Consider the following 14,538-nt stretch of genomic DNA (forward strand, 5'->3'; position numbering starts at 1 on the left):
ATGAGTTCTATTGCACTTGACCGCATCCAGACACAGGTTTATAGCCCTGAATCTGGCCAAGCCACGTTAGATAACGTGCAGAAAACGGCGCCTACAGCGACGCCTTCTGTGACGGTAGAAAACGTGAAGAGTAAAGATGCAGATGTACTGAACACCGGAAAAGTAAAAGTTCAGTTAGATGCACCTAACGCAGCTGTTAGTGACAAAGTGAATGATTTGACGCTAAAAGCCATGGCACAGCTGCAAAAGATCGTCGATACCATTGCAAAATCTCTCCATGCAGTTGCAGACCAAACAGGTTCGATTGCCGTCAAAATCATCGCAGGATCTGCTGATGATTTTGAAGTAGAGCTTGCTGCTATCACGGATAAACTGAAAAGTGCTCAAAACGAGCTGAAAATTCAGGAAGTGAAGGTCGCCAAAGCTAAGCACGAAAAAGAGATGGTGGAAAACCAAGACAAAATCAAAGAATCGGAAGCCGCTGCAAAAGAAGCCCAAAAATCAGGCTTAGCAGCGAAGATCTTTGGTTGGATCAGTGCGGTGGTTTCTATTGTTGTTGGTGCCGTAATGGTGGCAACGGGTGTTGGTGCAGCAGCCGGTGCACTTATGATCGCTGGTGGCGTTATGGGAGCAGTGAGCATGGCGTTGCAAGAGCCAGCCGTTCAAGATGCGCTAAAAGAAGCGGGCGTAAATGTCGATGTGCTAAACAAAGTCGTAATGGCATTAGAAATCGCCGTCGCGGTTATTGGAGCTGTTGTGACGTTTGGTGGTGCAGCAGCTGGCGGTATCGCGAAACTTGCAGCAAAAGGTGCTGGTAAGGTAGCTCAAAAGGTCACGGAAATCGCTACGAAAGCCGCTGCAAACATGGCGAAAGTGGCGGATATGGGCACAAAAGCTGCGACAACAACAGCGAAAGCGATTCGTTATGGCGCAGAAACCGTCGATCTTGCCGTCAATGTGGGGAAAGGCGCAACGGACAGTGTCCATGCTGCTAACAATGCTCACGTGACAGAGATTCAGGCTGATATCACAGACCTTCGAGCCAAAATGACTTTAAGCCAGGCTGTCATTGATAAGCTCAAAGAAGAGATTGGTAAGTTGATGGAAGACTTCCAAGAGTTGATGAGCCTCATCATGCAAATGATTCAAGCGAAAAGTGAAACTATGCAAACGGTGTTAAGCCGTCCTGCAACGGTATAAGGAGTTTATTATGCTAGATAAAGTAGGCGGAACGGGTCGTGGTGAACTATACGGTTTAGGCGATACCATAAAAACCAACAAAGCAGAAAAAGCGCCGGAAACAAAGCTTGAAGCGGGCGCCGTTAAAAGCCAAAGTGAGTCAGGTGTTTCTGGTGCAGCACGCTACCAGTTAGAGACACCTAAAGCTCCTACAGTGAGTAACCAAGCTCAAGTTGTTGCAAACCTAATGAGCGCTCTTGCACCGACGGTGAGCTCATTAATGAGCACAACGATGAAAGCGCTCAACGGTGAGGAGGTGATCAAGTCACCATCAGATGCGGTATCACAATCGTTGACGCTATTAACATTGTTGTATCAAGTATCAAAGCTGAGCCGTGAGCAGCAAGTGCTACAACGTGAAATTGCTGTTGAAGCAAACGTCGCGAGTTTAGAAAGCCAAGCGGCAGAACTCAACAACTCGGCAAGCGCAATGATCGCGATGGCAGTCGTTTCGGGTGTATTAGCGGGTGCTACCGCAATTATTGGTGCCCTTGGTTCTTTCAAAGCAGGGAAAGAAATCAAGAATGAAATGGCGAGCAATAATGTACTGAAAACGCAAAAAGCTGGCTTCGATCAAGCAGAAGAGTTATTAAATAACAATAGCTTGTCTAAAACGCAGCAAGATCAGGTTAAGCGTGCGTACTCACTAGCGAAAGACAATATCGCAGACACGACAGCGCAGCTGACAAGTGGTGGCCGTAAGTTCGATAAGTTGATGAGCTCAAACCAAGCGAAGAACGCTATTCTTCAAGCTTTGGGCCAGATGGCAAACTCAGCATCGAATGTAGAGCAAACCAAAGCGCAAGCGCGCAGCAAAGATGATGAAGTACAAGCGACTCGCGCACAAGCAGCCAAACAGAAAGCCGATGAAAACATTGGTTTCCAAGAAGGTTTATTGAAAGAGCTACGTGACTTGTTCCGATCTATCTCAGATAGCCAGAACCAAGCGTGGCGAGCATCAGTCCCAACGGTGTAACCATCCGTTTCACTAACTACAAAGCGTTGTTTATACAACGCTTTTTTTATTTCAGCTATCTAAACTAGATACGGATATTTACTGGGTGATTTGTTTGTAAAGCAATATAACGTAGTGAGTTACATTGCATAAAAGTTACTGTTTTTGTTGAACTCAGCTCAAAGCTAACAACTTCATAGTAGCCTTGTTGCGTAAAATTAAGTTAAAGTGCCATTATTATTCACAAAAAGTGTGTTTAAGAATTTTTTGTAGTGAAGGGTGTAATTAGATACTCAATAACAAAATATGGTAGTTCGACTGGTGAGTATTTGGGAACAGAATTATATAAAACTCAACTTAATAAGTAGTCGAAGATGGAAGATATCAGTTTAGCATCAGATTTAGTGATTTATCTGACTACGGTTGGAATTTTAGGTATATTTGCTTGGTTTTTGTTTGTTATTTATTTGAAATCCAAGTGGTTGAAGTATCTTGAAGATGCTCTTGATAATGGAGTTCGATACTACACTCTGAATATATTCTTATCAGGTCACGGAGTATTACAATATGGAACTGTTTTTCTGAGCACTTTTCATGCGAAACGATATAAAATGTTAGAGAAGAGGGATAAGGTTCCAATTCATATTCAACGATTGTTTGTTCTCTCATTCGTATTATTTATTTCAAGTACATCATGTCTTCTGGCTGGAGTTATAACTCATCATATTTATATAGAATAAAGGTTATTTAACAAGATTATAGTAATTTGACCTGAGTATTTCTATTTAATAGATAATTTAGAATGGACATATCAGTCAGAAGTGGACCCCGATGGTTGGACACATAAACTAATTTCTTAAGTGGTTGATCTTGCTCATGCAGCGTATCTTTGTCTACCGAAGTAGGCTTCATCAGGAGTGAGATCATTGAGTCCTTGATGATTACGCTCTTCATTATAAAACACCATGTAGTGACCGATTTCAAGTTCTGCCTCTCGGGGTGTGGTGTAAGCTTTTAAATAAACCTCCTCATATTTTAGGCTTCGCCATAGTCGTTCGATAAAGACATTATCAACCCAGCGACCTTTTCCATCCATGCTGATCCGTATTCCGTGGTTAAGTAACTTCTCCGTGAAGTCAGAACTGGTGAACTGGCTGCCCTGATCGGAGTTAAAAATATCAGGTGGCCCGTAGTGTTGAAGCGCGTCGTCAAGAGCCTCAATGCAAAAGCTGGTATCCATGGTGTTCGATAAGCGCCAAGACAACACTTTACGGCTATACCAGTCGATAATAGCGACTAGGTACAGGAACCCTTTAGCCATTGGGATGTACGTGATATCAATAGCCCAAGCTTGGTTCGGGTAAGTGACTTCGATATCACGCAACAGGTAGGGGTAAACCTTGTGTGCTTTGTTCGCCAGTGTTGTTTTTGGCTTGGGATAAATCGCTCCAATGCCCATCTCACGCATGATCCGAACGATACGCTTGCGATTAACGTTGTGGCCCTTTTTAGCCAGCTCGGTTCGAATACGCCTACTGCCCATGAACGGATATTGAAGGTGGATCTCGTCAATCATACGACGTAATTCAATCTCTTCAACAGAGAGTCCGACAGGCTGATAATAAGCCGTAGAGCGAGCAACATTGAGAAGCTCGCACTGACGCTTTATTGGTAACTGGGTGAATTTATCCAGCGAACTCTTTCGCTGTGCTCGGTCTAACGACCGAGCACTTTGGCCAAAAAATCATTTTCCATGGTCAATTGACCGATCTTGGCGTGGAGTTTGTCCACCTCTTCGGAGCTGTCCTTGCCCGACTGAGTTTCAGAGGCAAAAATCATGGCAGCATTTTCAAGCAACTCTTTTTTCCATGTAGAGATTTGGTTAGGGTGCAGGTTGTACTTCTGCGCTAACTCAGCGACAGTTTTATCACCTTTGGCGGCAGCAAGTGCCACTTTAGCTTTGAATTCAGGAGAGTGGTTTCTACGTTTTCTAGTCATAATCTGTTCCAGTATTTTTGGGTACTATCAAAACAGATCAATCACTTAAAGTCATGTCCGAAAATTGGGGGCCACTTCTGTCTAAAGATTTAATTTTCTAGACTATACGGTTTACGCTTATATAGAGCCATTATATAACGGCAGAATATGCCAATAAAATGGTGATTACTAAGCTAACCGCCAAGGATGAGAACTCAAACGTTATCAAATTGTTAACGGTTGCTATACTTAAACGGTCATCAACACAGGTAAAAGGGATGTTCAATGTTTAAGTTTAAGCAAATCGCACTTGCTGCTTCTTTAGCGGCACTCACAACAGGCTTTTCTGCGTCTGCGGAGGAAACGTTTGTCACTATTGGTACCGGTGGCGTAACAGGGGTTTATTATCCGACTGGTGGCGCTATTTGTCGCTTGGTTAACAAATCGCGAGAAGATCACGGTATCCGTTGTTCGGTAGAAAGTACTGGGGGGTCGATTTATAACATCAACACTATTCGTGCTGGTGAATTGGACCTCGGTATCGCGCAATCAGACTGGCAGTATCATGCTTACAAAGGAACCAGTAAGTTTGAAGAAAGCGGGCCTTTTAAAGAGCTACGCGCCGTATTCTCCGTTCATCCAGAACCGTTTACTGTCGTTGCACGTAAAGACGCGAACATCAAAACTTTTGATGATTTGAAAGGTAAGCGCGTTAACATTGGTAATCCTGGTTCTGGTCAGCGAGGTACTATGGAAGTGCTAATGAACCAGTATGGTTGGAGTAACGACGACTTTAAGCTTGTCTCTGAGTTAAAAGCAGCAGAGCAATCAAAAGCACTTTGTGATAACAAAATTGATGCGATGATTTATACCGTTGGTCACCCAAGTGGAGCGATTAAAGAAGCCACTACGTCGTGTGATAGTAATATCGTAACGGTAGCTGGACCTAATGTAGAAAAACTGGTTGCAGACAACAGCTTCTATCGTGTCGCAAATGTCCCGGGTGGTATGTATCGTGGCACAGATAGTGATGTTCAAACCTTTGGTGTGGGCGCGACGTTTGTTTCTTCTACTGCGGTACCAGAAGATGTGGTTTATAACGTGGTTAAAGCGGTATTTGAAAACTTCGATGATTTCCGCCGTCTCCACCCAGCGTTTGCAAACTTGAAGAAAGAGGAAATGGTAAAAGACGGTTTATCTGCGCCTCTTCACCCAGGTGCGCTCAAATACTACAAAGAAGTAGGGCTGATTAAGTAAGCGTTACCTTCTCTTATTATTGATGTAAAACGCCATCTTTCTCGATCAATGCCACTCGTTTAACTGCGAGTGGCATATTTCTATCTCTCGTCATCCTGTACAGCGACGAAGGAGCGTGATACAGGATCTTCCATCCGAGCACTTTGTGATCAAAATGGTTTCATTAGCCGCTCAGTGTAGTGCTATTAGATTCCTAACCTCGCTGGAGTGACACAAAAAATCGTTAAGCTATCTGCATTAATCTTTCGCGCTGGTGTTTTTGTAGGAGTGTTATCCACTTGTACAAGTTTTGCTTAAACATAAACATCAATGAAAAAGTAGAGAGTGATGAGAATAGAAGAAAGAGCAACAAACCCTTTAACATGATTGGGATTCAGTTGACGAGATACACGAGCTGCAAGATACCCACCTACCAACGTACCGACCAAAACAACACTACCTGTGTGCCAATCAATGGAGCCATTGGCAACAAAAATCACGATAGCAATGAGTGAAACACACGTAGATACGAGCAATTTCAAACCGTTCATTAAATTAATGTCTTGGTGACCAGCTACTACCAGATAACTCAGAACAATAACCCCTAAACCTGCGTTGAAAAAACCACCGTAAGCAGAGACACCAACAAGTAGTAAACCCAACGCGATTGCTCCGAGTATGCCAGCATGTTTGTGCTCTTTCGCGACAGTTTTGATTAGCATTGTTAAACGAGAACCGGTGAGAAAAAGCACGGTGGCAAATAAGAGTAACCAAGGGATGGCTTCCATAAATAGCGATTCTGGCGTGTTGAGCAACAGATATGCTCCGACAGCGCCGCCGACTAAACTGAATGAGACTGTGAACAGCAGTTCATGCTTGTTCTTCATGATCTCTTCTCTGAACCCGACGGCTCCACTAATGTAACCCGCACATGAAGCATATGTGTTTGTTGCGTTAGCCATAATAGGAGGAACACCAACTGCCAATAGAGCCGGAAAAGTAATAAAGCTTCCGCCTCCCGCTATGGAGTTAATGATCCCACCAATTACGCCAGCAATGAATAAAAGTGAGAGTTCTAAAAGCATAAACAATCCTTGTTATGTTCTTTTTCATTGTTAGAGCTTCAGATGATCTAACCTACATGCTCTAATGTTCTGATATGAGGTTTACTTTACCCGCTCTAAAACAAAATTGTTCAGTTCTGTAACGTTTTTGATGACATGAACGGCTTTACTTTGAGAGTACCCTTCGAGGCGATACATAAAGTCATCATTCCAGAATGCGGGGCATTGCTGAAGAACTTTGTAGCTTTGTAACGTTCCTTTCAGTACCGAACTACCATCAGGCCAACCTTCAGGTTTTATGAATAGTCCTTTAAGGAGACGTTTCGTCACAAACCAATAGCTTACGGAGTATGGTAGATCAATATAAATGAGAGTATCGGCTGCATCTAAACGAGCGTTGAAAGAGCTGATCGGTCCAAGGCCATCTATAATCCAACGATCTGAGCTTAGTATATTGCTATGGGCTTCATCAAAAACGTTACGCTCGACGGGACCACCGTTTGGTTTATAGACTATTGAATCTAATTGATGAAGAGGAAGACCGGTAGCAGACGCGATTGCTTTACTTACCGTCGATTTTCCACTGCCGGGTTTACCAAAAACTGCTATTTTTTGCATTGTGACCGCCTCCAAGAGAGCTTTTCCCATACGGTAGAGACAGAAAACCCACCGCTATGGGTGGGTTCGATAAATACTGAGCGCATCAAAAAATCCCACCATTCCTATGGAATGATGATAATTCGTTGGTTAAGTTGCGCTAAGTGTGTGTTCATACAATCACCTTCATATAACGACAGTGATTTGTCAATACCATCTGCACAATAAGCGAACGATTTGGAGGGCGGAAGATAAAGCCATCACGATGGATGGCTTTATCTAGGTTGAAAGAGACAGCGATTACTGCTCAACGCTGACTGGCTGTGCTTTAAACTTTTGAATCAGCTTTACGATTAGTGGACTTGCCAATACCAATACAGCTAAAACAGTAAAGGTAAGGGTAATAGGACGCTCCCATAGGAAACTCAGTTCTCCATCTGAAATCATTAATGCGCGGCGTAAGTTCTCTTCCATTAATCCTCCAAGGATGAAGCCCAGTAATAAAGGTGCGAGCGGGAAGTTAGCGAGCCGAAGTGCAATGGCAGCCATAGCCACAATCAGCATCACGAACACATCCATAGTGTTAAAAGAGACCAAATAAACCCCGGTGATTGAGAAGAATAAAATCATCGGTAGAAGCACCGTTCTTGGAACCGCCAAAAGCTTTGAAATGTACGGAATCAATGGTAAGTTCAGGATCACAAGTACGATGTTGCCGAAGTACATGGAAATGATCACTGACCAGAACACATCTGGGTGTTCAACAAATAGGCGAGGGCCAGGTTGAATACCATAAGCGATCAGCGCACCGAGCATTATTGCTGTTGTACCAGAGCCCGGAATACCAAGCGTTAATAGCGGTACAAATGAACCACTAGATGCTGCATTATTCGCAGACTCTGGCGCAACCAAACCACGGATACTGCCTTTACCGAACTCATCCTTTTTCTCTTTAGGTGCGAGGTTGCGCTCCATACCATAGCTTAAAAAAGCAGCAATGGTTGCCCCTGCGCCAGGAAGAACGCCAGTGAAGAAACCTAATATTGAAGAGCGAATTGAAACAGGCGCAACATCTTTGATTTCTTCCTTGGTCACTTTCATTGAGCCAATGTTGCTCAGCTTTTCTTGTTCTTCATCGCTGGTGTCTTTTGATGGTTTAAGGATGCCCATCAGTGTCTCACCCAGTGCGAATGTCGCCATTGCAAGCAACAAGAAGCTAAAGCCATCCATTAAATCCGTTAAACCGAAGGTAAAGCGTTCAACGCCTACGCCTTTATCGATTCCAACTGTAGATAGCATCAAACCAAGAATGGTCATCATCCACGCTTTGATTACCTGACCTTTCCCCGCAAAAGCCGCGACTGCTGATAACCCAAGTAGCATCAACGCAAAATAGTCCGACGATTGGAAGCTAAGGGAGACGCTAGCCAATGCTGGTGCGGCAACAAGCAACATAATGGCAGATAGCGTACCGCCAGTGAAAGACGAATAAGCTGCCAAAGCTAATGCTTTACCTGCCTGGCCTTTTTGAGCCATTGGGTAGCCGTCGAATGCTGTGACCACGGTTGAAGAACAACCCGGCGCGTTAATTAAAATCGACGATGTAGAACCACCAAATACCGCACCGTAATAAACACCCGCCATTAAAATAAGGCCAGAGGAGGGCTCTAGGCCATAAGTAATTGGGATCATCAAAGCAATGGCTGAGATCGGCCCAAGTCCAGGTAACATGCCGATAAATGTACCGACGAAGCAACCAACGATCACCATCATAATGTTCATTGGCATTACTGCGGTGGATAAACCTTGTAGAATTCCATCTAACATAATTCAGTCCTTTCTTTGACTACCAGATGGTGAAAATCAAACCCGGTTCGAGATAGATGTCCAAACCTTGAGTGAGTAATAAGTAGAACGCGATCACGAATGGAAACGACGCGCCAAACAGAACGGGTTTACGTCTTTCCCCGAGCAGATAAAAGCCAGCCAATAAAAAGAAGCCAGTAGCTATCACAAAACCTAAGTACGTCAGGCCCACGCCGTAGAGTGCCATTAAAACTAAAAAGGCAATCAGTAACTTCCAATTGAAGGTCAGCACTGCGCCACTTTGTTTATCTGGTTGTCCTGTCACCAGCAATAGCAAAGAAAGGCCGACACCAACGTAAGTCAGGATGGTTGGCAGAGTACGTGCGGTGAATGGTTCATACTCATCACCTGGAAACAATGGAATCTGCGAGGTTTGATAACCGTAGCAAAGACAGAAGAGTAGAAAGATCATTGCGCCGACGCGGTCACGACAGAGTAAATACTCTTTGGTGAAAAAGTTGGTTGAACGAGGCATATTCAACTCCTAACAAAAGTAAAAAAGACCGCATATGGACGTCAATGAATAAACTAAACCATTAACAATTAAGCATTTCGCTGCTAGTCGATCCGCTTTGGGTATATAAACAAAGGAGTGTGCATGCCGATTGTCGACAATGTCCATATGCGGTGAAACTTAGAGTGCAAATACAATGGGGAAATACCAACCTACGTTATTCATTGAGGTTGGTATCTGAGGGACCCCAATTCGACTGTTACTTCAGGAAGCCTAACTCGCGCATTAAGTCACCCATCTGTTGCTCTTGATCTTCAAGAAACGCGAAGAATGCTTTATCCGCTTTATAGTTGTCGATCCAACCATTGCGGTCTCGAACGACTTGCCATTCGTCGGTGTTATACATTTTAGTAAATGCGGCATTCCATTCATCTAGCTTTTCTTGGCTTGTGCCTGGTGCTGCAAAGAATCCACGCCAGTTAGCAAAGACAGTTTCATTACCATATTCGGTGAGAGTTGGAATGTTAGGCGCAGCTTCTAAACGTTTTGGTGCTGTAATCGCTAACACTTTCACTTGCCCAGACTTAGACATTTCGAGTACTTCACCTAGCCCTGTAGAGAGCAGTTGTGTTTCGCCTGAAAGTAGGGCAGCCATGGCTTTTCCACCTGCATCATAGGCAATGTAACGAACTTTGCGCGCATCAAAACCTTCACCTTTGAAAGCTGCTGCTATAACCAAATGATCCATAGAACCACGAGCAGAGCCACCAGCAACCTTCACCTTACGTGGGTTTTCTTTAAAAGCTTTAACGACATCTTCCCAAGAGCTATAAGGAGAATCGGCTGATGTAACAATGGCGCCATAATCGGCAACCGTTGCGGCAACAGGTGTCAAGTCGCGGAAAGATTGTGGGAAGATCCCACTGAGCGAACGAACGACGATCGGTGTTGAGTTCACCATGAGTGTATCTTCTTGACGATCAGCCGTTTCAATCAAATGTGCGATTGCTTTGCCACCGCCACCACCAGATAGGTTTTGAAATGATACGGTTTCGACGATGTCTGACTTTATTAATACATCACCAGTACCTCGGGCGGTCATGTCCCAACCGCCACCGGCACCTCCAGGGATAAGAAAGTGCATTTTTTCAATATCTGCAGCAAGAGCGTTGAATGAAAATGAAGCTGCGATGATTGAAGCGGCGAGCGTTGGTTTGAGTACCTTTAACATGTTCACGTTCCTTATGTTAGCGACTCTATTTAGTTGAGCCTTATTGTTTTTGCTCAGTTGTCATGCCTTGTAAGCGTTAAAGCTGAACTTGGTGTAAAGGTTAATTAAGTGTTAAATATCTGTCTGTAAAAGAGATATAAAGAGAATATTGAGCATTTCGGTTATTTTGTTCATAAAGTTCACGGCGAGAAGTTGGTGTTAGGTCACGCGGCTTTACGCTTTGGTAGGCCATAATAAAATGACGGAAATGAACGAGGAAAAGAGAATGAAAGGGACGTGTTTGTGCGGCGCAATTGAAGTCATCGCTGAGGTTAAAAATGAGGTTAGCCTGTGCCATTGCTCTATGTGTCGAAAATGGTCGAGTGGCGCACTTCATGCGGTGCATTGTGGGCCTAACGTGACGTTTAAAGGTGGCGAACCTAAACGTTATCAGTCGTCAGACTGGGGAGTGAGGGGGTTTTGCGGTGAGTGTGGTACAAACCTTTTCTACCATTTGTTGCCGACAGGTGAGTACATTCTTTCCGCTGGTTTGTTCGATAACCCAGATTTCAAACTCACTTTAGAGATTTTTACCGATGAAAAGCCAGCTTATTATGACCTCAATTCCGCTTCACAAAAGATGACTTCGCAACAAGTCTTTGATCAATTTGTACCTAAAGAATAGTTTTTATCCGATTATTGTTCGACAGCTGAGCTTTTAGTCTTTAGATCATAAGCTTAAAGGTTTATAAGTTGTCGACAATATGAACTCACTATTCTTTATTTCTGCTAAAAATGGCACTTAATGGGCATTTTAGGCCCATTTAAATTACGACCTTAGTCTAAATTGTCGACAATTTACTTGATTGTCGACACTTTGATCGACTACTTTATATTCAGGTTAAGAAATTGTAGACATTTCGATGTCGGTAACAAGAGTATCTGAATATGAACTCTGAGTTGAAAGCTCGTTATAAAGTGCTGGGTTCTGAGAAAGAACACACCAAATCCGAAACGCTGACCGAAACACTGATTGAAGTCATTGTTAATGGCGACGTGAAGCCTGGCCATAAGATATCAGAGCCTGAGCTAGCAAAGAAATATCAAGTCAGTCGTGGGCCTTTGCGTGAAGCATTGATGCGCTTAGAGGGGCTAGGGCTCATCGAGCGAATTCCTCATGTTGGGGCTAGAGTGACCACTTTTTCTCCGGAAAAGCTGATAGAACTTTATGCCGTTCGAGAAGCATTGGAAGGCATGGCGGCAAGGTTAGCTGCGCGACACATTACGCAAGAAGAGCTCTTAAGCTTGGAAATGCTATTGTCGACACATTCCAAGCATATAGACCAAATGGAAGGCGCGTCTTACTTCCATCAACATGGTGACTTTGATTTTCACTATCGCATCATCCAAGCGAGCAGAAACAGTAAGTTAATATCTCTGCTGTGTGATGAACTCTATCACTTATTACGGATGTATCGTTACCAGTCGCCACGTGCGCAATCTCGCCCGAATGAGGCGCTCACCGAACACAAATTCATTTTGGAAGCCATTCGCAATCGCGATGAAGAGCTTGCAGAAATGTTGATGAGAAGACACATATCAGGAAGTCGAAAGCTCATCCAATCTCAAATTATACATACAGAAAGTTTAGACAAAGACTAGAAGGAATTCGTCATGAGCTTAACACCGGGAGCGAAATTCAGACTCGCCATTGAACAAAATAATCCACTACAAATTGTCGGCACTATAAACCCGTATTGCGCCATGATGGCAAAAAACTTGGGTCACCAAGCGATTTACTTGTCTGGTGGCGGTATCGCAAATGCTTCATACGGATTGCCGGATCTCGGTATCACAACATTAAACGACGTTTTGGTTGACGTTGACCGCATCACTAACGCATGTGATTTGCCTCTTTTGGTTGATATCGACACGGGTTTTGGCGGTGCATTTAACATTGCTCGCACGATCAAAGCGATGGAAAAAGCAGGCGCGGCAGCGGTGCACATGGAAGACCAAGTCGCACAGAAACGTTGTGGTCATCGTCCGAACAAAGCAATAGTCAGCCAGCAAGAGATGGTTGATCGTGTAAAAGCCGCGGTTGATGCACGCAATGATGAAAGTTTCGTGATTATGGCTCGTACTGACGCGTTAGCTGTTGAAGGCATGGACAGCGCAATCGAGCGCGCGATTGCGTGTGTGGAAGCTGGCGCAGACATGATCTTCCCAGAAGCGATGAACAAGCTGGACCAGTACCTTCAGTTCTCAAATGCGCTTGAGCAAGCGACCGGAAAGCACGTTCCTATTCTGGCGAATATTACAGAATTTGGCGCGACACCGCTGTATGGCTGTGATGAGCTAGCGAAAGCAAAAGTGGACATGGTGCTTTATCCATTAAGTGCGTTCCGTGCCATGAACAAAGCTGCTGAAACGGTCTACAAACATTTGCTAGAAGTGGGTAATCAGGAAGCACTGGTTGATTCGATGCAAACACGTAAAGAGTTATATCAGCACCTGAATTACCACGACTACGAAGACAAACTTGACCAGTTATTCTCTGAAGGGAAATAGTGGGGGAAAAGTAAAAATAGACGGAAGCCCAAGAAAAAGATAATCGGAATTTATCTCATCTAATAACGTGAAATTCGTTTGGCTAAAAACACCCCAGAGAGGGAAAAGTCAGACAGAAAAGGAGTTCAAACAATGTCTCAAACTGCAGAAAAGAAAGCAGAATTAGGTGGCGCAGGCCTTCGTGGTCAAAGCGCAGGAAGCACAGCTTTATGTACTGTCGGAAAAACGGGAACTGGTCTAACTTATCGTGGATACGATATTACTGATCTTGCGAACAACGCACAGTTTGAAGAAGTGGCTCACCTTCTGTTACGCGGTCACTTGCCGAATCAACAAGAACTTGATGCGTACAAAACACACCTACTCAGCCTTAGAGGTTTGCCAGCCGAGCTAAAACAAGCTTTAGAGTTGATTCCTGCAAGCGCACACCCAATGGACGTAATGCGCACGGGTTGTTCTGTATTGGGTAACCTAGAGCAGGAAATGAGCTTCGAGGAGCAACTGAAAGCAACCGAACGTATGTTAGCCTTGTTCCCTGCCATCATCTGTTACTGGTACCGCTTTAGTCATGATGGCGTGCGTATCAACACCGAGGATCAGACTGAAGATTGCATCGGTGGTTACTTCTTGCGATTACTTACAGACAAAGCGCCATCTGCGCTGCACAAACAAGTGATGCATTGCTCGCTCATTCTTTATGCTGAACATGAGTTTAATGCTTCTACATTCGCAGCACGCGTTTGTGCATCAACGTTGTCAGACATTCATTCTTGTATCACGGCGGCAATCGGTACGCTTCGTGGGCCACTTCACGGAGGTGCGAACGAAGCGGCGATGGAAATGATTGAAGATTGGCAAACGCCCGACGAGGCGGAAGCGAACATCATGAAAATGCTAGCCAATAAAGACAAGATCATGGGCTTTGGTCATGCGATTTATCGTGAAAGTGACCCTCGCAACGCCTTAATAAAACGCTGGTCCAAAGAGTTATCGAAGCAAGTTGGTGATACACATCTATATGCGGTTTCTGAGCGTGTTGAATCAGTGATGAAGCGAGAGAAAGGTCTGTTCTGTAATGCGGACTTCTTCCATGCATCGGCTTACCACTTCATGGACATTCCAACCAAACTATTCACCCCAATCTTTGTGATGAGTCGTTTAACGGGCTGGGCTGCACACGTTTATGAACAGCGTGCCAATAACCGTATTATTCGCCCAAGTGCCGATTATACGGGCCCAGATCATCAAGAATGGGTGCCTATCGAGAATCGCTAGCGCGAAGGTCAACGAGGGCATTATATGCTTTGGTTGACCACCTCCTTCCTTTGTCATTCTCTCTAACAGAGGAAGGAGATCCTCTCATCACTGT

14 protein-coding genes are annotated in these 14,538 nt (G+C 44.3%); 8 read left to right on the top strand and 6 right to left on the bottom strand.

Annotation, left to right across the window (positions count from 1 at the left end; genetic code table 11):
- The 3 genes from vopB to R8N28_RS11670 all read left to right on the top strand — a co-directional run bounded on the left by vopB (nucleotide 1) and on the right by R8N28_RS11670 (nucleotide 2,934).
- Complete coding sequence (vopB, locus tag R8N28_RS11660; protein WP_065274570.1) at nucleotides 1-1,200, top strand: type III secretion system translocon subunit VopB; 1,200 nt, start codon at nucleotides 1-3, stop codon at nucleotides 1,198-1,200.
- A 10-nt stretch (nucleotides 1,201-1,210) separates the two neighbouring features.
- Nucleotides 1,211-2,215: a type III secretion system translocon subunit VopD gene (gene vopD, locus R8N28_RS11665; RefSeq protein WP_065274569.1), complete on the top strand. Its 1,005-nt coding sequence runs from the start codon at nucleotides 1,211-1,213 to the stop codon at nucleotides 2,213-2,215.
- A gap of 353 nt (nucleotides 2,216-2,568) precedes the next feature.
- On the top strand, nucleotides 2,569-2,934 hold the full coding sequence (locus tag R8N28_RS11670) for a hypothetical protein (protein ID WP_017821699.1): 366 nt from the start codon (nucleotides 2,569-2,571) through the stop codon (nucleotides 2,932-2,934).
- 134 nt (nucleotides 2,935-3,068) lie between these two features.
- Here R8N28_RS11670 and R8N28_RS11675 read toward each other — a convergent pair.
- Nucleotides 3,069-4,192 (bottom strand): IS3 family transposase gene (locus R8N28_RS11675; protein ID WP_262635468.1). Its coding sequence is split into 2 segments (ribosomal slippage): nucleotides 3,069-3,940 and nucleotides 3,940-4,192, totalling 1,125 coding nucleotides; the frame shifts between segments, so codons are not numbered across the junction.
- 264 nt (nucleotides 4,193-4,456) lie between these two features.
- Between R8N28_RS11675 and R8N28_RS11680 the strand changes: the two genes are divergently transcribed.
- Nucleotides 4,457-5,428 carry a TAXI family TRAP transporter solute-binding subunit gene (locus tag R8N28_RS11680; RefSeq protein WP_005388171.1) on the top strand — a complete coding sequence of 324 codons (972 nt, stop codon included), beginning with the start codon at nucleotides 4,457-4,459 and terminating at the stop codon, nucleotides 5,426-5,428.
- 293 nt (nucleotides 5,429-5,721) lie between these two features.
- Here the strand turns inward: R8N28_RS11680 and R8N28_RS11685 are convergent, their stop codons facing one another.
- The 5 genes from R8N28_RS11685 to R8N28_RS11705 form a co-directional block, all read right to left on the bottom strand.
- A complete protein-coding gene (locus R8N28_RS11685; RefSeq protein ID WP_054575024.1) occupies nucleotides 5,722-6,492 on the bottom strand; it encodes a sulfite exporter TauE/SafE family protein in 771 nt (256 codons plus the stop codon).
- A gap of 81 nt (nucleotides 6,493-6,573) precedes the next feature.
- Complete coding sequence (locus R8N28_RS11690; RefSeq protein WP_262635467.1) at nucleotides 6,574-7,089, bottom strand: adenylate kinase; 516 nt, start codon at nucleotides 7,087-7,089, stop codon at nucleotides 6,574-6,576.
- A 279-nt stretch (nucleotides 7,090-7,368) separates the two neighbouring features.
- The gene (locus R8N28_RS11695; RefSeq protein WP_005388177.1) at nucleotides 7,369-8,895 is read right to left on the bottom strand and encodes a tripartite tricarboxylate transporter permease; all 1,527 of its coding nucleotides are present in this window, start codon (nucleotides 8,893-8,895) and stop codon (nucleotides 7,369-7,371) included.
- Between the two features lie 19 nt (nucleotides 8,896-8,914).
- On the bottom strand, nucleotides 8,915-9,409 hold the full coding sequence (locus R8N28_RS11700) for a tripartite tricarboxylate transporter TctB family protein (protein WP_065274568.1): 495 nt from the start codon (nucleotides 9,407-9,409) through the stop codon (nucleotides 8,915-8,917).
- A gap of 238 nt (nucleotides 9,410-9,647) precedes the next feature.
- Nucleotides 9,648-10,619, bottom strand: coding sequence for a tripartite tricarboxylate transporter substrate binding protein (locus tag R8N28_RS11705; RefSeq protein WP_005388181.1), 972 nt, complete (start codon nucleotides 10,617-10,619; stop codon nucleotides 9,648-9,650).
- 265 nt (nucleotides 10,620-10,884) lie between these two features.
- Between R8N28_RS11705 and R8N28_RS11710 the strand changes: the two genes are divergently transcribed.
- The 4 genes from R8N28_RS11710 to prpC all read left to right on the top strand — a co-directional run bounded on the left by R8N28_RS11710 (nucleotide 10,885) and on the right by prpC (nucleotide 14,444).
- Nucleotides 10,885-11,283, top strand: a complete 399-nt coding sequence (locus R8N28_RS11710) for a GFA family protein (protein WP_017633774.1) — start codon at nucleotides 10,885-10,887, stop codon at nucleotides 11,281-11,283.
- Nucleotides 11,284-11,546: 263 nt separating this feature from the next.
- Nucleotides 11,547-12,260 (top strand): GntR family transcriptional regulator, encoded by a 714-nt coding sequence (locus tag R8N28_RS11715; protein ID WP_005377279.1) that lies wholly within the window; start codon nucleotides 11,547-11,549, stop codon nucleotides 12,258-12,260.
- Between the two features lie 12 nt (nucleotides 12,261-12,272).
- Nucleotides 12,273-13,169, top strand: a complete 897-nt coding sequence (gene prpB / locus R8N28_RS11720; RefSeq protein WP_005388185.1) for a methylisocitrate lyase — start codon at nucleotides 12,273-12,275, stop codon at nucleotides 13,167-13,169.
- A 132-nt stretch (nucleotides 13,170-13,301) separates the two neighbouring features.
- Nucleotides 13,302-14,444, top strand: coding sequence for a 2-methylcitrate synthase (prpC, locus tag R8N28_RS11725; protein WP_005377283.1), 1,143 nt, complete (start codon nucleotides 13,302-13,304; stop codon nucleotides 14,442-14,444).
- The last annotated feature ends 94 nt before the right edge of the window (nucleotides 14,445-14,538 follow it).

It is taken from the genome of Vibrio sp. Vb1554, assembly GCF_033344235.1.